The sequence below is a fragment of the Paenibacillus sp. J5 genome (assembly GCF_054955055.1).
The window spans coordinates 48,369-65,318 of record NZ_JBUEDD010000010.1; the positions used below are offsets into that span (position 1 = coordinate 48,369).

General features: G+C 54.3%; 13 protein-coding genes. All 13 read right to left on the reverse strand.

Going from position 1 to position 16,950, the window contains the following annotated elements:
- Window positions 1-19: 19 nt before the first annotated feature.
- The 13 genes from ACY1JZ_RS18355 to ACY1JZ_RS18415 all read right to left on the reverse strand — a co-directional run bounded on the left by ACY1JZ_RS18355 (window position 20) and on the right by ACY1JZ_RS18415 (window position 16,846).
- Window positions 20-1,012: a polysaccharide deacetylase family protein gene (locus ACY1JZ_RS18355; protein ID WP_462630409.1), complete on the reverse strand. Its 993-nt coding sequence runs from the start codon at window positions 1,010-1,012 to the stop codon at window positions 20-22.
- Window positions 1,013-1,213: 201 nt separating this feature from the next.
- Window positions 1,214-3,319, reverse strand: coding sequence for a polyribonucleotide nucleotidyltransferase (gene pnp, locus ACY1JZ_RS18360; protein WP_462630410.1), 2,106 nt, complete (start codon window positions 3,317-3,319; stop codon window positions 1,214-1,216).
- A 137-nt stretch (window positions 3,320-3,456) separates the two neighbouring features.
- Window positions 3,457-3,726 (reverse strand): 30S ribosomal protein S15, encoded by a 270-nt coding sequence (gene rpsO / locus ACY1JZ_RS18365; protein ID WP_270171776.1) that lies wholly within the window; start codon window positions 3,724-3,726, stop codon window positions 3,457-3,459.
- Window positions 3,727-3,889: 163 nt separating this feature from the next.
- Complete coding sequence (locus ACY1JZ_RS18370; protein ID WP_270171778.1) at window positions 3,890-4,864, reverse strand: bifunctional riboflavin kinase/FAD synthetase; 975 nt, start codon at window positions 4,862-4,864, stop codon at window positions 3,890-3,892.
- Window positions 4,865-4,948: 84 nt separating this feature from the next.
- The gene (gene truB / locus ACY1JZ_RS18375; RefSeq protein ID WP_462630411.1) at window positions 4,949-5,851 is read right to left on the reverse strand and encodes a tRNA pseudouridine(55) synthase TruB; all 903 of its coding nucleotides are present in this window, start codon (window positions 5,849-5,851) and stop codon (window positions 4,949-4,951) included.
- Window positions 5,852-6,844 carry a DHH family phosphoesterase gene (locus ACY1JZ_RS18380; protein WP_462630412.1) on the reverse strand — a complete coding sequence of 331 codons (993 nt, stop codon included), beginning with the start codon at window positions 6,842-6,844 and terminating at the stop codon, window positions 5,852-5,854.
- Entirely contained in the window at window positions 6,841-7,197 is a 357-nt protein-coding gene (gene rbfA, locus ACY1JZ_RS18385; protein ID WP_270171785.1) for a 30S ribosome-binding factor RbfA, read from the reverse strand. The genes ACY1JZ_RS18380 and rbfA overlap by 4 nt, the downstream gene beginning before the upstream one ends.
- Before the next feature lie 7 nt (window positions 7,198-7,204).
- A complete protein-coding gene (gene infB / locus ACY1JZ_RS18390; protein ID WP_462630414.1) occupies window positions 7,205-9,823 on the reverse strand; it encodes a translation initiation factor IF-2 in 2,619 nt (872 codons plus the stop codon).
- Window positions 9,816-10,148: a L7Ae/L30e/S12e/Gadd45 family ribosomal protein gene (locus ACY1JZ_RS18395; RefSeq protein ID WP_462630415.1), complete on the reverse strand. Its 333-nt coding sequence runs from the start codon at window positions 10,146-10,148 to the stop codon at window positions 9,816-9,818. Before ACY1JZ_RS18395 ends, infB begins: the two co-directional genes overlap by 8 nt.
- Window positions 10,145-10,447 (reverse strand): RNase P modulator RnpM, encoded by a 303-nt coding sequence (gene rnpM, locus ACY1JZ_RS18400; protein WP_270171789.1) that lies wholly within the window; start codon window positions 10,445-10,447, stop codon window positions 10,145-10,147. The genes ACY1JZ_RS18395 and rnpM overlap by 4 nt, the downstream gene beginning before the upstream one ends.
- A gap of 47 nt (window positions 10,448-10,494) precedes the next feature.
- Entirely contained in the window at window positions 10,495-11,592 is a 1,098-nt protein-coding gene (nusA, locus tag ACY1JZ_RS18405; RefSeq protein WP_270171790.1) for a transcription termination factor NusA, read from the reverse strand.
- 277 nt (window positions 11,593-11,869) lie between these two features.
- Window positions 11,870-12,331 (reverse strand): ribosome maturation factor RimP, encoded by a 462-nt coding sequence (rimP, locus tag ACY1JZ_RS18410; protein WP_270171792.1) that lies wholly within the window; start codon window positions 12,329-12,331, stop codon window positions 11,870-11,872.
- 201 nt (window positions 12,332-12,532) lie between these two features.
- Window positions 12,533-16,846, reverse strand: a complete 4,314-nt coding sequence (locus ACY1JZ_RS18415) for a PolC-type DNA polymerase III (RefSeq protein WP_462630416.1) — start codon at window positions 16,844-16,846, stop codon at window positions 12,533-12,535.
- Window positions 16,847-16,950 lie beyond the last annotated feature (104 nt).

Here is a 16,950-nt window from a genome sequence, read left to right on the forward strand (position 1 = left end):
TGATACCACTATAACAGAATTAAGACATCGGCTCAACCGGAGCTACTCTTTTTTCAGACAGCGTCTCGCTGACCGTCCCCAGTTCAAGACCTTTGGCACGAATCTCTTGGATCATTCCAGCCAGGGCGCCACTGGAGGAAGCGGTAGGATGCATTAGAATAAGCGTTCCCGGCTCAACCCGCAATCTGACCTTTTGCACGAGACTGGACGACGACGGTTTTCTCCAATCAATCGTATCAAGTGTCCATAACACGGTACGCAGTCCCTGCTGCGCAGCGATCTCCACCGTCTGCTGGTTGAAATCTCCGGAAGGAGGCGCGAACCAACGATTTTCCACCTTCAGCCTCTCCTTGAGCAGCGCTTCGGTCCTGGAAATCTGCAACGTAGCTTCCTGCCGGCCAAGACGGCTCATATCAGGATGCGAGTAGGCATGATTGGATAGCTCATGCCCCTCCTTCTGAATGAGCTCTGCAAGCTCGCTGTTATTGTTCAGCCAACTCCCATCAAGAAAGAATGTCGCTTTGACCTTATGCTCCCTCAATGTCTGAAGCATCGGCTTTATATATTCGTTGCCCCAAGCGACATTAATCATCAAGGACACCATGGGCTTGTTCGGATTGCCCTTGTAGGTCGGATAGGCACCCAGATCGCTCAGCTTTACCTCCGGCTCAATCTCGTGAACCACATATTCGATCGGCAAGCCTCTTGCAGCCTGCGCTCTGCGGTACGTCTCCTCTATATCAACCTCCAGCCCGTTATAGCCAGGGATCGCCTTCCATATCCTATCGACGACTGCATCGACAGGCGCCACCCTCCGCTTGGCCGCCTCGCGGCTAATCTGCTCATATAGCGAGTCCAGCTCCTGGGGTGCCGTCATTACATTCAGGTAAGCCTCGCCCGCGGTATGATCCGTCTTGACATGCTTGATGTAAGCGATCATATCCCCCTGATAGGCCGCCGCACCTATAACGAGCAGCGTAACCGCCATCATTGCCCATTTGCCATATCTCATCGCTCCCGCCCCTCTCATTCAATTCATCCTATGAAAGAGGGGACAAGAATATGAGAACAAACAAAAAGAGACAGATGAAATCTGGCTCTTTGACAAATGATAAGATTGGTGAGCATCCTTATTCTCCATCTTCGCCCATGTCCCACCGACATGATAAAAGCGAGGACAAGGATGCCAGAGCGTAGTAAGCACGCCTTCCAACTATTTGTTTGCGTCCTGAGGCTGTGCAGCAAGCACGGCCTTGCGAGACAAGTTAACACGGCCTTGCTGATCAATCTCGGTGACCTTCACTGTAATCTTGTCGCCGACCTGAACCACATCCTCGGTCTTCGCCACACGCTCAGCAGCCAACTGCGAGATATGAACAAGACCTTCCTTGTTAGGCAAAATCTCGACGAAGCAGCCGAATTTCTCCACCCGCTTAACCGTACCCTCATAGATTTCGCCAACAACAACTTCCTTGACGATCCCTTCGATGATCGACTTGGCCTTCTGGTTCATCTCCTCATTAGAAGAGGCGATAAATACAGTACCGTCTTGCTCAATATCGATCTTGACGCCGGTCTCCTCAATAATCTTGTTGATGATTTTGCCGCCTGCGCCAATAACATCGCGGATTTTGTCCGGGTTAATGTGCAGGATCAGAATCTTAGGCGCATATTGAGACAAGCTGGTACGAGGCTGCTGAATAATCTCGAGCATCTTGCCCAGGATGAACATCCGTCCTTCTCGTGCCTGCTCCAGCGCCTGATTCAAGATGTTGCGATCGATGCCATCGATCTTGATGTCCATCTGAATCGCTGTGACGCCTGCAGCGGTACCTGCCACCTTGAAGTCCATATCTCCCAGATGATCCTCAAGCCCTTGAATGTCAGTCAGGATGGAGAAATGCTCGCCTTCCTTAATCAGACCCATCGCTACCCCGGCAACCGGCGCTTTGATCGGCACGCCCGCATCCATCATCGCCAGTGTACTGGCACAGATGCTCGCTTGCGAGGAAGAGCCATTCGATTCCAGCACCTCGGATACGAGACGAATCGTATAAGGGAACTCATTCTCTGGCGGGATAACCTTAGACAAGGCCCGCTCGCCAAGCGCCCCATGACCAATCTCGCGACGACCAGGCGCACGCAGCGGTCTAGCTTCGCCAACAGAGAATGGCGGAAAGTTATAGTGATGCATGAAACGCTTCGATTCCTCCAGGCTGATGCCATCCAAAATCTGAACATCGCCCAATGCGCCAAGCGTACAGATGCTGAGTGCTTGCGTCTGACCACGAGTAAACAAGCCGGAGCCATGCGTGCGCGGCAGCAGCGATACATCACATTCGATCGGACGAATCTCATTCAGCTTGCGGCCATCAGGACGAACCTTGTCCACTGTTATAAGTCTGCGTACCTCTTCCTTGACAATGTCATGCAGCACTTCCTTCACATCATCCAGAAGCTCTGGCGAATCTGCATATACCGTCTCAAAGTGAGTCACCGCTTCAGCTTCAACCGCATCGATCGCATCCTGTCTCGCATGCTTCTCCTCGATACGGATCGCTTCGACCAGACGATCCTTCGCATAGTCGCGCACAGCAGCATTCACTTCCTCGTTCACTGCATGCAGCACAACCTCCATCTTAGGCTTGCCTGCAACCGCAACGAGCTCCTCCTGCTTCGCAACAATCAGCTTAATCTCATCATGACCGAACATGATCGCTTCCAGCATGACCGATTCCGGCACTTCATCCGCCTCGGCCTCTACCATCATAATGGCATCCTTGGTGCCCGCCACGACAACATGGATGTCGCTTTTCTCCTCTTCTTCCACCGTCGGGTTAATAATGAATTTGCCATCGACACGACCTACAATAACGCCGCCAATCGGTCCGTTAAATGGCACATCCGAAATGGACAGCGCAGCAGAGGTGCCGATCATCGCTGCCATCTCTGGCGAGCAGTTCTGGTCGACGCTCATGACGAGATCCAGAATCTGCACATCATTGCGGAAGCCCTCCGGGAACAAAGGACGAATCGGACGGTCAGTCAGGCGGCTAGCCAGAATAGCCTTCTCGCTCGGGCGACCCTCACGCTTGATAAAGCCGCCAGGAATTTTACCGACAGCATACAAACGTTCCTCATAATTCACCGTCAAAGGAAAGAAATCAAGATCCTTCGGTTGGGAAGATGCCGTCACTGTACACAGCACAACTGTATCTCCGTACCGTACCGTAACGGCAGCATTGGCTTGCTTGGCCAGACGACCTGTCTCAAGGATGAGCGGGCGGCCTCCAAGCTGCATTTCTACGCGTTGTAACATTAACATATCCCTCCTATTCTACAAAGCTTCAACGAGCTCTTCAGAAATTCCTGCCTTTGGCCTATGTATGGCATAATGAAATGCCTGAATATTTTAAAAAGCAACCCGGTTGGACCAGGTTGCTTTCTTTCCCCGTATTATCGACGAAGGCCAAGCTTCTCGATCAATGCGCTATAACGTCTAACATCCTTATTCTTCAGGTAAGCAAGCAGCTTACGGCGCTGACCTACCATCTTCAGCAGACCACGACGGGAATGATGATCCTTCTTGTGCTCCCGCAGATGCTGAGTCAAATTCACGATGTTCTCAGTCAGGATAGCGACTTGCACTTCCGGTGAACCGGTATCACTTGCGTGAGTCTTGTGCGCTTCGATCAGTTCGTTCTTGCGTTCTTGAGTAATTGCCATCCTATTTCACCTCCTTAATTCAAAAATCGCCAGCAGCCTCGTCGCCGATGGTGAGACGGACAACCAAGCTACGGTTCGTTGAAAGCCTTACCGGCCCACAACGTTGTTAATTATAGCATAGATGGAACCCGAAAGTAAACCTAACTTCCAACTCCACTCCAAACTATTGTCCAAGCCCGCCTGCCGACAGCCGCTGCAGAAATGACTCCACTAGCTGTCGAGCCTGCTGAGAATCAGCACCGATCTGCTCGATTAATTGCTGAACCGAAGCAAATTTGCGCTCCGCTCGTATGAAGTGAAGCAGCTCAACCTGCACCTGCTGACCATATATGTCCTCATCAAAGTCGAAGATATGGATCTCGAAGGTTGGATGCGTCAGCCCTGTCTCGAACGTTGGCTTGACGCCCACGTTCATAACGCCGCCATGCACCTTGCCCTTCACATGCAGCACTACAGCGTATACGCCAAGCCGCGGAAGAGCGTAATTGCTGTTAGGCGACACATTGGCAGTGGGGAAGCCAATCGTCCGTCCCCTTCCATCTCCGTGCTCCACCGTGCCTGTAATGCGGTAAGACCGGCCAAGCAGAAGTGCCGCCGTCTCCGGCTCCCCTGCAGCGATTGCCTCGCGGATGCGCGTGCTGCTGACCTTGGCGTCATCGATCTCGTATGGCTCTACAATGTCAACCTCCATGAACGACTCACCCAGCTCGGACAGCATCTGCGGGTTTCCTTCCCCACGGTGTCCGAAGGAGAAGTCAAAGCCGACGACAGCTCCTCTGACCTGCAGCGGGCGAAGCACCTCCTCCACGAATTGCACGGGAGAAATCGCTGCAAATGCGGCATCAAACCTGAATATATAGGCGGTGTCTACACCCAGCTCGGCAAACCGATCCAGCTTGTCCGCAAGCGGCGTCAAGCTGCTTGTGTTCTGCCCGCCTTGACCAAGCACCTCGCGCGGATGAGGAGAAAACGTCATAACCGCCGATCGCAATCCGGCTGCACGCGCCTTGGCAACGGCTGTTGAGATGACCTTTTGATGCCCGAGATGCACACCGTCAAAATGACCGATCGCGAGCACCTGCGGGCTGCCGAGCGGCGTTTCCTTGGATAATGGGTATGTTAACGAAATCCTCTCCACTGCTGTCCCACCTGCAATTCTATTGAACTTTAGACGGCCTCCATGTCTGTATGATGATGCCGACTCGTTTCTTCCGTCCGTCTCTTAATTAAAAACTTTCACAGGCTTCAGCATTCCCTCATCTTGCAGGGGCTGGAAGATCCCGAGAAACTGCCCGTTAGGCGCGTAGAGTCTGCACAGGCTGCCATCCACAGGTACTGGCGACAGACCGTCCAGCCGCACCTTCTGTCCCCTGAGCAGCCGCTCCACGGATGCTTCCTCCGCTGTATAAGCCGGCATATGCGTCAGAGCCTTGTCTGCGGGCAGCAGACGCTGTGCTAGCGTCCCCTCTTCCTTGCACTGAGCAATCTCTTCCAGTGTCAAGCAATCTTCACGCGTCATGCCGGCTGATCCGGTGCGGACTAGTCGGGCCATCGCCGCAGGGACGCCCAGCGCCTTGCCGACATCGACACACAGTGTACGGATGTAAGTACCGGCCGAGCAGGTCACCGAGAACGTGATCTGAGGATAAGGCTGCTCGAGCTCGGCAGCAACAAGCTGTGTCTCATAGATCGTTACCTTGCGCGGCTTGCGCTCTACAACCTTGCCTTCTCGAGCGAGCTCGTAGAGCCGCTTGCCATTCACCTTGACGGCTGAGTACATCGGCGGCGTCTGCTCGATCTCTCCGGCGAATAGGGACAGCGCCCTCTCCACCTGCTCCAGCGTAATCGTTACCGGGCCGTCATCCTGAATAACGACTCCGCTCAAATCCTCCGTATCGGTTGCTTGTCCTAATTGCAGCACAGCCTCATAGACCTTGGGTTGCTGCTGCATATATTCTACAACGCGCGTAGCACGGCCAGCACACAGCGGCAGCACGCCCGTTACATCCGGGTCGAGTGTCCCAGCATGTCCGATACGCCGCGTGCCTAGCAACCCTCTCGCCTTGGCAACCACATCATGCGATGTCCAGCCGGCAGGCTTCCATACGGCCAATATTCCATCCATCTATATCAGTACCCTTTCTACTGCCTCTACAACCTGCTTCATCGCTTCCTGCAGCCCGCAGTCCAGCCTACACCCGGCAGCGCGGACATGACCTCCACCGCCAAAGGACTGCGCGATGCTGGCAACATCCACTCGTCCAGCAGAGCGCAGACTGACCTTCGTCTGCCCCTCCTGCGAGGCTTTGAACAACATGCCGACCTCCACGCCGTCAACGTTGCGGGCATAATTGACCAATCCCTCCAGATCCTCTGAAGCCGCTCCTGTCTCCTCCAGATCGGAAGGAGCAATATAGAGCCAGCCGATACGCCCGTCCTCCGTGAAGCTCAGCCGCGACAAGCCTCGCTGCAGCAGCTCCAGTTGAGGGCGGGTCATTTTCTCCAGCAGATGATCTGCCAGCTCATTGCCCTTGACCCCCAGCTTCAACAGCTCCGCTGCGATCGCCATCACATGCGGCGAGGTGTTCGCATAACGAAAGCCTCCAGTATCTGTAAGCAGCCCGGTATAGATCGCAGTCGCCGCTTCAGTATCAAGAGCGAGCCCTGCATGACGAATCAGATCATACAGGATTTCGACTGTCGCTGCCGCGTCGGAGCGGATGAGATTGACGGAGCCGAAGCTATCATTGGTCGGATGATGATCAATATTGAGCAACTGCACGCCCTCGGGAAATGAAGAGGAAACGAGCCCAATCCGCTTGTAATCGGCACAGTCGACGCTGATGACACGGGTGAAGCCTGATGGCGGCAATTGCTCGTCGTAGCGCCCCACATCCCCACACATCATCAGAAAGCCAAGACGGGAAGGCAGCTCGCTCTCGTTAATGAGTGTGAACCGCTTGCCGAGCTGACGCAGCAGCCAGCCGACAACAACGGTCGAGCTGATGGCATCGCCATCCGGCTGAACATGAGAGACGACCAGAAAGTCGTCTCCCTCGCTCACAAATGCCAGCGCTGCTGCCAACTGCTGTTCATACAGGAATTCGGCTTGTGTCATTGCGGGTTGCCGCCCTTATTGATCTGCTCCAGCAAGGCTTCGATATGACTGCCATACTCGATGCTGCTATCGAACTTGAAGATCAGCTCTGGCGTATGGCGGAGCTTCATCCGTTTGCCGAGCTCGGAACGAAGGAAGCCGTTGCCTCTGCCCAGTGCCTTAAGCGTCTCCTCCTTCTGTTCCTCGGAGCCGAGCACGCTAAGATATACCTTAGCTTGTGACAGGTCGCTTGTAACCTCCACACCCGTAACCGTAATAAATCCGATGCGCGGGTCCTTCAGTTCCTGTTGGATAATGAGGCTGAGCTCTTTTTTGATCTGCTCGCCAACCCGTCCTACCCTAATATTCGCCATTCCTTACTCACCTCTCTACGGTTTCCATCACGAAGGCTTCGATGACGTCGCCCTCTTTAATATCGTTGAACTTATCGAGGGTTATACCGCATTCGTATCCCTGCGCAACTTCCTTGGCATCATCCTTGAACCGCTTGAGGGTATCGACCTTGCCTTCGAAAACAACGATGCCTGCGCGAATGACACGCGCTTCTGCGTTGCGTGCAATCTTGCCCGAAGTGACCATACAGCCTGCGATCGTCCCGACCTTGCTCACTTTAAAGATGTTACGCACTTCTGCATGGCCGATCACTTTTTCCTTGAATACAGGATCAAGCATCCCCTTCATCGCTTGCTCGATCTCATCAATCACACTATAGATGACGCGGTGCAGACGAATGTCCACCTTCTCCTGCTCGGCTGTCGCCATCGCTTGCGGCTCTGGACGAACGTTGAAGCCGATGACGATCGCATTGGACGCAACCGCCAGGTTAATGTCCGATTCGGTAATGGCACCGACGCCATTATGAATAATTTTGACGCGCACGCCCTCAATTTCAATCTTGTTGAGCGAGCCCTTGAGCGCCTCAAGCGAGCCTTGAACATCCGCTTTAATAATAACGAACAGGTCCTTGATCTCGCCGTCCTTAATATGCTGGTACAGATCGTCAAGCGTAACGCGAGTATGGGAGCCCAGCTCTGTCTGACGATGCTTGATCGCGCGGCGATCAGCAATTGCACGCGCCTTGCGCTCGTCCTCGAACACGAGGAATGGATCTCCTGCCTGAGGCACCTCGGTTAGACCGGTAATCTCGACCGGAGTCGAAGGACCGGCTTCCTTCATGCGGCGTCCCTTATCATTGACCATTGCGCGTACACGTCCGAAGCAGTTGCCCGCTACAAATGCGTCACCGACGCTCAGTGTGCCGTGCTGCACGAGGATGCGAGCAACGGGTCCTTTGCCCTTATCCAGCTCCGCCTCCAGCACCGTGCCTCTAGCACGCTTGTCAGGGTTCGCCTTGTAGTCGTTCACTTCCGCTACAAGCAGGATCATCTCCAGCAGATCCTCAAGCCCGATACGCTGCTTGGCAGACAGGTTAACGAAGATCGTGTCGCCTCCCCACTCCTCAGGAACCAGCTCATACTCGGTCAGCTCCTGCTTGATGCGATCCGGGTTGGCTTCCGGTTTGTCGATCTTGTTGACTGCAACGATGATTGGCACACCTGCCGCCTTGGCATGGTTGATCGCCTCAACCGTCTGCGGCATGACGCCGTCGTCGGCAGCTACGACCAGAATCGTAATATCCGTTACCTGCGCGCCTCTGGCCCGCATCGTAGTAAACGCTTCGTGACCTGGTGTATCCAGGAACGTAATCCGCTTGCTGTTCACCTCTACCTGGTAAGCACCAATATGCTGCGTAATACCGCCAGCCTCGCCGCCACTTACATTCGTATGGCGAATCGCATCCAGCAAGGTCGTTTTGCCATGGTCAACGTGACCCATGATTGTAACGACCGGTGGGCGGCTTCTCAGATCGGCCTCTTCATCCTTCTCCTCGATGGTCTCGAACTGGTCTTCCTCAACCGGAATTTTGATCTCTACCTCAACGCCGAATTCAGTAGCCACCAGTTGGATGGCATCCAGATCCAGCTCTTGGTTGATCGTTGCCATCACGCCGAGGAAGATCAGCTTCTTGATGACCTCGGAGGCATCTTTATGAAGCAGCTTTGCCAGATCGCCAACGGTCATGTTGCCGCGAACAATAATTTTCTTCGGTGTATTGTCGATCTTCTCGCGCCGTTCTTGAACCTGCGAACCGCCGCGTCCCCGGTTATTTCTTCCGCCGCCACGATTGTTGCCGCCGCGGAAGCCGCCATCTTTGCGATCCTCAAAGCGACCGCCCTTGCCTTGGGCTGTACCTGTCTTCGGCTTGTTGCGGTTGTTATTGTTGTTGTTGCTGCTGTTGAAACGGCTCTGCTGGCTGACGTTGGAGCTGCTGCGGCTGGAATCAGCGGAAGATGAAGCTGGACCGCGCGCGCCTCCTTGCGGACGGCTGTCGCCTGAACGTGCAGGCTGTGATGGACGGGTACTATCATTGCGCTGCCCTTGTGATGTGCTTGGGCCGCCTTGGCCGCCGCGGCGATTGCCGCCTTGCTGGCCTCCGCCTTGTGCGCCGCTGCGCGGTGCATTGCCGCCGCGTGCGCCTCCTTGGCCTCCTTGACCGGAACGTTGTCCTTGTCCTTGTCCGGATTGGCCAGAACGCTGCTGACCCTGAGATTGGCCCTGTGGCCGTTGGGATGGGTTATGGTTGGATTTGTTTTCTGTTGAATTCATAGGCTCCTGCTGTTCTAATTTATTTTTATTTTTTTGCTGGTTGGTAGTATGATTCTGTCCTGACTGCGCTGCGGAAGGAACCGAGGAGACAGTCGCTCCGCTCTCCTGCGCCCGCTTCGCAGCAGCATTGGACTTGATGTTCTTAAAAAAACCTTCTACCTTGCTCACCATATCGTTCTCCATGACACTCATATGGTTGTTGACCGGAAGGTCCAGCCTTTTTAAGATCGTGATGATTTCCTTGCTGCTCATATTGAGCGATTTGGCATATTCATAAACACGTAACTTGTCCTTGTTGTCCTGTTTAGTCAATATACTCCACCTCCGTTATAGACTTTAGCCCGCTCTCAATCATAGATGCAAAGCCCTGGTCGGTTACGGCAACGAGCACTCTCTCGGCTTTGCCAATAGCTACACCGATTGATTCTCTATCCAAAGCAACTACCATAGCAACGTTGTAAGAATTGCACTTATCACGAAACTTCTTCTTCGTATTATCCGAAGCGTCTCCAGCCACCAGGACCAGCTTCGCTTTTCCTCCGCGCACGGCCTTTAATACGGTCTCATCTCCGGTTACCAGCTTCCCGGCCCGCATCGCCATGCCCAGATGGGACAACACCTTATTTGCTGTACTCAATCCGGCAGCCCCTTGCTTCGTTCAAATTCATCCTGAACGAGAATGAAATCCTGTTCAAGCTGATCATAGATTTCCGGCTGGACGGTTACCTTCAGCGCACGATCAAGCGCCTTGCTCTTCTTCGCAAGCTTGAAGCAAGCGACCGTCCCGCACAAGTAAGCGCCACGCCCGGCCTTCTTGCCAGTCAGATCGATTAATGTCTCATCCGATGGCGTGCGAACCACGCGGATCAGTTCTTTCTTCGGCTTCATTTCCTGGCAGGCTACACATTTGCGAAGCGGTATTTTTCTAGGCTTCATCGTTACTCCCCTCCGCTCTGTCCTTCATTGGAGCATCCTGGCGAGCGCTAGTCGATCGAGACGGAATCCTGATGCATGGCGTCTCCTTCCGTCCGGGGACGGCCATACTCCTGCTCTGCCTGGGTCTCGCTCTTAATATCAATCTTCCATCCGGTCAGCTTGGCTGCCAGGCGGGCATTCTGCCCCTTAATCCCGATCGCCAGCGACAACTGATAGTCCGGTACGATGACACGCGCCATCTTCTCTTGCTCGAAGACGATCACCTCCAGTACCTTGGATGGGCTGAGCGCATTGGCTACATATTCCTCTACCGACTCCGACCAGCGTACAATATCGATCTTCTCGCCCTTGAGCTCCGTGACAATCGTCTGCACGCGCAGACCCTTAGGTCCCACGCAGGAGCCGACCGGATCCACCTCTTCATTGCGGGAATGAACCGCAATCTTCGAGCGGAAGCCAGCTTCGCGCGCTACGGAGCGAATTTCGACCACGCCGTCATAGATTTCCGGCACTTCAAGCTCGAACAACCGCTTCAGCAAGCCCGGATGCGTGCGGGAGAGAATAATCTGCGGCCCCTTGGTCGTATTCTCCACCTTGGTAATAAACGATTTGACGCGGTCGCCATGCTTGAACTTGTCAGTCGGCATCAGCTCGGTCAGCGGCAGCACCGCCTCCACCTTGCCCAGATCGACAAACAGGTTGCGCGTATCCTGACGCTGCACGATGCCATTCACGATGTCTTCCTCTTTATCGATGAAGGCATTGTAGATCAGACCGCGCTCAGCTTCTCTGATGCGCTGGGTGACGACCTGCTTCGCTGTCTGCGCCGCAATCCGGCCGAAATCACGAGGCGTAACCTCAATCTCGGCAATATCATCCAGATGATAGTGGGGGTTGATCTCACGCGCCGCCTCTACCGATATTTCCAGCCTGGAGTCTAGCACTTCCTCTACAACCGTCTTGCGAGCATAGACCTTGATCACACCGGTGAAGCGGTTAATATCAACCCGAACATTTTGCGCCGTGTTAAAATTGCGTTTATAGCTGGAAATAAGAGCCGCTTCTATTGCCTCGATCAGCACGTCCTTGCTGATCCCCTTCTCTCTTTCAATTTCCGATAACGCTTCAATAAAATCCATGCTCATTGGAAATGAGTTCCTCCTTGTAACAATCATTGTAGTTTCTTAGGCATGCATACGTTCGGTCTATTCCCGAAGCGGCCTGAGCCTGGACGCCTGGGGAGCCGCGGCAATACGCGGTGGCGTTGAAATAAAAGACTTTATGCCAGCGCAAACGATAAATTCAATTATTTCAAGCAATAGGTGCTACTCTTCATGAGCCCGCCCAACACGACCGATGCTTAAAGCTAGCGATATTTCAAGAAGAGCAGGCAATGATCTGCCTGCCACTTCAGCTCACCTCTTAAAATTGGATAGCCAGACGAGCGCTTGCGACCTTCGAATAAGGAATCGCATGCTGCTTCCTTCCGACCTCAACGACCACTTCTTCGCCATCGAACGACCGAAGCCAGCCTTCGAACTCCTTCAACTTGTTCACAGGCTCATAGGTGGTAATAAATACATATTCTCCCACCGCTGCGCGAACATCCTCTGCTTTCTTCAGCGGCCGCTCGGCGCCAGGCGAGGAGACTTCAAGGAAATAAGCGTCCTGTATCGGATCATTCTGATCCAACTGTTCGCTCAGATATTCGCTGATTTTGCCGCATTCATCAATATCAATGCCGCCCTCCTTGTCCGCAAAGACACGGAGAAACCAGCTCCCGCCCTCCTTGACATATTCAATATCGACCAACTCAAAGCCATGTTCATCCAGAAACGGCTGCAGCATGCCCTCGACTACGGTTTTAATGTCGGATGTGCTCAAACGTTGAAACCTCCCGGTTGTGAATCATAAATTGGGTGGACAAAAGCTAAAGAGTGGGTTTCCCCACTCTTCTACGCGTAACACTATCTTCATCAGGATTACCAGAAAAATTATACCATAATCCTAGAACAGTGACAAGACAGGAATGAAAATGAGCCTTGTTTTTTCAAAGCAAGCCAAGCTGGCAGATTCCGCCCAGCATCAGAACAGCGATAGCTGGTTAGACTCCGGCAGGCCGCGGAAGCAGCCCATGCTGCCCAGCATTTCGACGATGGTCTTGCTTGCCTTGGAGCGCTGCTGGAAGTCCTCGATCGACAAATACTCCCCCTGCTCCCGCGACGCGGCAATGTTGCGCGCCGCATTGTCTCCGATGCCCCCGATTGCGGCAAATGGGGGAATGAGCGAATCTCCGTCGATGATGAACTTCGTCGCGTCAGAGCGATATAGATCGATCGGCTTGAAGGAAAACCCGCGCGCCGTCATCTCCAGCGCCATCTCGAGTATCGAGATCATCGCCTTCTCCTTCGGCAGCGCCTGGAATCCTTTGTTCTCAATCTCGATCAGGCGCTTCAATATGGCATCATACCCCTGGCACAGCAGCTCGAGATCAAAATCCTCGGCACGCACAGTGAAGTAGGTTGCATAGTAGGCGATCGGATGATAGAGCTTGAAGAAGGCGGTACGCACCGCAGAGATTACATACGCCGCGGCATGCGCCTTCGGGAACATGTACTCGATCTTGAGACAGGAGTCAATGTACCATTGCGGCACCTTGCACCGCTTCATCTCCTCGATCCACTCTGGCGTCAGTCCCTTGCCCTTCCGCACGCTCTCCGTAATTTTGAACGCCAGTCCAGCGTCCATGCCTGCCTTATAGATCAGAAATAGCATTATGTCGTCGCGACAGCCAATGACCGTCTTAATATTGCATGTATTATTCTTGATCAGCTCTTGCGCATTGCCGAGCCACACCCCGGTGCCATGAGACAGGCCGGAGATTTGCAACAGGTCGGCGAAGGAGGATGGCTGTGTCTCCTGCAGCATCTGCCGCACGAACTTCGTGCCCATCTCCGGCACCCCGTAGGTCGCAACCGGGGTTCGAATCTGCTCGGGCGTGACGCCCAGCGCATCGGTCGAGTTGAACAGACTCATCACCTTCGGATCATTCATCGGAATCGTCGTCGGATCGATACCGGTCAGATCCTGCAGCATCCGCATCATCGTCGGGTCATCATGCCCCAGAATATCAAGCTTGAGCAGATTCGCATCAAAGGCATGATAGTCAAAATGGGTCGTCTTCCATTCCGCGCTCGTATCGTCTGCGGGGTACTGCACAGGCGTGATGTCCTCAACCTCCATATAGTCGGGAACGACGACAATGCCGCCCGGATGCTGTCCCGTGCTGCGCTTGACACCCGTACAGCCGGAGGCGAGCCGGCTTAGCTCAGCGCCACGCCATTTGCGCCCTTGATGCTCCTCATATTTTTTGGCAAAGCCAAACGCCGTCTTCTCTGCTACCGTGCCGATCGTGCCGGCGCGGAATACACTCTTCTCCCCGAACAGCACCTTCGTGTAGTTATGCGCATGAGGCTGATATTCTCCCGAGAAGTTCAAGTCAATATCGGGAACCTTATCTCCCTTGAAGCCGAGGAACGTCTCGAACGGGATGTCCTGCCCCTCTCCCTTCATCGGCTGGCCGCAATGCGGGCACAGCTTATCCGGCAAGTCAAAGCCGCTCGGGACACTGCCATCGAGAAACCATTCGCTGTGACGGCACTCCGGGTTTTTGCACAGATAGTGCGCGGGCAGCGGATTTACCTCGGAGATGCCGAGGAAGGTCGCGACGACCGAAGAGCCGACAGAGCCGCGGGAGCCAACCAGATAGCCGTCTTCATTGGACTTCTTCACCAGCCGCTCCGAGATCAGATAGTTCGCCGAGAAGCCGTACTTGATGATCGGCACCAGCTCCTTCTCCAGTCGCTGCACCACGACATCCGGCAGCGGCTCGTTATACATCGCCTTCGCCGTCTCGTAGCATTTGGCGCGAATCTCCTCGTCCGCTCCCTCGATGTTCGGAGTGAACAGCTTGTCAGGGAACATCTCGAACGGCTCGAACCGCTCTGCGAGGTGAACGGTGTTCGTTACGACCACCTCATATGCCTTCTGCTCCCCGAGAAAGGCGAACTCCTCGAGCATCTCCTTCGTCGTGCGAAAATGCGCATCCGGCTTGCGCTGATCCTTGAGCGGACTGAAGCCGGTGATGCCGTGAATGGTAATATCGCGGAACATCTTGTCCCGCGGATGCAGATAGTGAACATTGCCTGTCGCAATGACGGGCTTGTCCAGCTTCTCGCCAATCTGCACAATACGGCGATGCGCCTGCTCAATCTCCGCACGGCTGCCGACCAGTCCCTTCTCGACCAGATGCATGTAGAAGTCGATCGGCTGAATCTCCAGCACATCGTAGAAGTCCGCGACCTCCTCCGCTTCCTCCACGGTCTTGTTGAGCACCGTCTCAAAAAATTCGCCCTTCTCACAGCCAGAGATGACCAGCAGTCCCTCGCGCAGCTCCGTCAGCTTGCTTTTGGGAATGCAGGCGACACGCTTGAAATGCTTGGTATGCGACAGCGAGATCAGCTTGAACAGATTCTTTTTGCCTGTCGCATTCATTGCATAAATATTGCAGTGGAACGGACGGGAGTTGGATAGATCCAATCCGACATAATCGTTGAGCTGATGAAGTCCGGTAATGCTGCGCTCTGCCGCATCCTTGATCAGTCCATAGAGAATGCCGCCCAGCGCCAGAGAGTCATCCACCGCGCGGTGATGGTTCTCCAGACTAATCTTGTACTTGTCAGCCAATGTATTGAGACGATGGTTCTTCATTGTAGGATGGAGGAAACGGGCAAGCTCCAGCGTATCGAGCACCGGGTTCGTCAGCTCGGGCAGGCCGATCCTTTTGCATGCCGCCTGGATGAAGCCGATATCAAAGCGAGCATTGTGAGCGACCAACACCGCATCGCCGATAAAATCAATAAATTCACGCAGCTTCGGCTCCAGCTCTGGCGCATCCGCCACCATATCATCCGTAATGCTGGTCAACTGCTGAATATGATAAGGAATCCTCTCATGCGGGTTAATGAACGTCTCGAAACGGTCGATTTCCTTGCCGTCCACCATCTTCACGCCCGCCAGCTCGATAATTTTGTTATTGATGATCGACAAGCCCGTCGTCTCAATATCGAAGACAATATACTGCGCTCCAGCCAATGGCTCCTGCCGCGGATTCAGCACCATCGGCACCGAATCATTCACCACGTTGGCTTCCACGCCGAACAGCACCTTGATGCCGTTCTTCTTGCCATTCTTGAAGGCGTCTGGATAACATTGCACATTGCTATGATCCGTGACGGCGATAGCCGGATGTCCCCACTTGGCTGCCGTCTTAATATAAGCGTCGATCGGCGTGACGGCATCCATCGTGCTCATCGTCGAATGCAGATGGAACTCGACCCGCTTCTCCTGTGCTTCATCCATTCGTTCACGCGGAGCCTTCACCTCATGCAGATCGCTAGGCATCATGACCAGCTCCGGCTCCTGCATGAAACGGTCGTATTCGACGCGACCGCGCGCCTTCACCCACTTGCCATTGGCAAGCAAGCTGAGCACCTTGAGATCCTCCTTCGTCTTGGCGAACATCTTCATCGCCAGCGAATCGGAGAAATCGGTCAGGTTGAAGGTGAAGAGGGTACTTCCGTTGCGCAGCTCCTTGACGTCCAGCCCGAAGATTGTGCCTTGCACCGTAATCTTCTTCTCTTCCTCCTGGATCTGCATGATCGGCGTCGGCTCCTCGCGAATGTCATAGCCGACAACGAGCCGCACCTCCTCGCCGTCATCTTGCGTCTCCTCCTCCGGCACATAGGCCATCATCTGCTCGATGATTTCCCGTTCCTCCTGCTGCTTGCGCTGCTCGAAGCGCTCCAACTGCTCTGCGCTTGCCTCCGCCTCGGCTACGCGCAGCTTGAGCGGGAAGCTGCGGCGAAAATGCCGGGAGAAGAAGCCGGAGGCCGCCTCATCAATCTTCTTCATGCGCGCCATATTAAGCACCGCATCCCCCTGCAGCGCCAGATACAGCAAGCCCTGCTCCAGTCCAAGCTGGGCGCGGCTCAGCCAGCCGTTGACCGAGGCCATCTCACGCTGAGCATATTCGACAAACAGAGGCCAGTAGGCCTCGACCAGCTCGCCGGTCGGCACCTGCTGCCCGTATTCGGTGATGAAGTCCACCTCCGCAATATGAGCAAACCGCTCCTTGACCGTCTGGGTGAAGCGTACATACGCCTCCAGCGGCACAAGCGACGGCTTATGAATATGAAAGGTCCAATGGCGGTTAGTCTGGCTGACCAGCACCTTGTCAATCTCTCCGTCGGAGTAGAACGATTCAATGAACGCCTGCGGCAGCTCCGCCTGCTTCATCAGCAGCTCAAAGCGGAGCCTCTTTTCCCCTGGTTTGTTCATGTTTCCTCCCCCATCAAGCATGTGAAGGCTGCCGTCGTAGTACGAGCGGGCAGCCTTCCTGTGATAATTTCTGTAACTTAGGGCGTGTCTGAAAACTCTGAACG

What these genes read in the sequence shown, in the direction of transcription:
- ACY1JZ_RS18355 (WP_462630409.1), bottom strand. Translation starts at nt 1,012, where the DNA reads ATGAGATATGGCAAATGGGCAATGATGGCGGTTACGCTGCTCGTTATA.
- pnp (WP_462630410.1), bottom strand. Translation starts at nt 3,319, where the DNA reads ATGTTACAACGCGTAGAAATGCAGCTTGGAGGCCGCCCGCTCATCCTT.
- rpsO (WP_270171776.1), bottom strand. Translation starts at nt 3,726, where the DNA reads ATGGCAATTACTCAAGAACGCAAGAACGAACTGATCGAAGCGCACAAG.
- truB (WP_462630411.1), bottom strand. Translation starts at nt 5,851, where the DNA reads ATGGATGGAATATTGGCCGTATGGAAGCCTGCCGGCTGGACATCGCAT.
- ACY1JZ_RS18380 (WP_462630412.1), bottom strand. Translation starts at nt 6,844, where the DNA reads ATGACACAAGCCGAATTCCTGTATGAACAGCAGTTGGCAGCAGCGCTG.
- rbfA (WP_270171785.1), bottom strand. Translation starts at nt 7,197, where the DNA reads ATGGCGAATATTAGGGTAGGACGGGTTGGCGAGCAGATCAAAAAAGAG.
- rnpM (WP_270171789.1), bottom strand. Translation starts at nt 10,447, where the DNA reads ATGAAGCCTAGAAAAATACCGCTTCGCAAATGTGTAGCCTGCCAGGAA.
- nusA (WP_270171790.1), bottom strand. Translation starts at nt 11,592, where the DNA reads ATGAGCATGGATTTTATTGAAGCGTTATCGGAAATTGAAAGAGAGAAG.
- ACY1JZ_RS18415 (WP_462630416.1), bottom strand. Translation starts at nt 16,846, where the DNA reads ATGAACAAACCAGGGGAAAAGAGGCTCCGCTTTGAGCTGCTGATGAAG.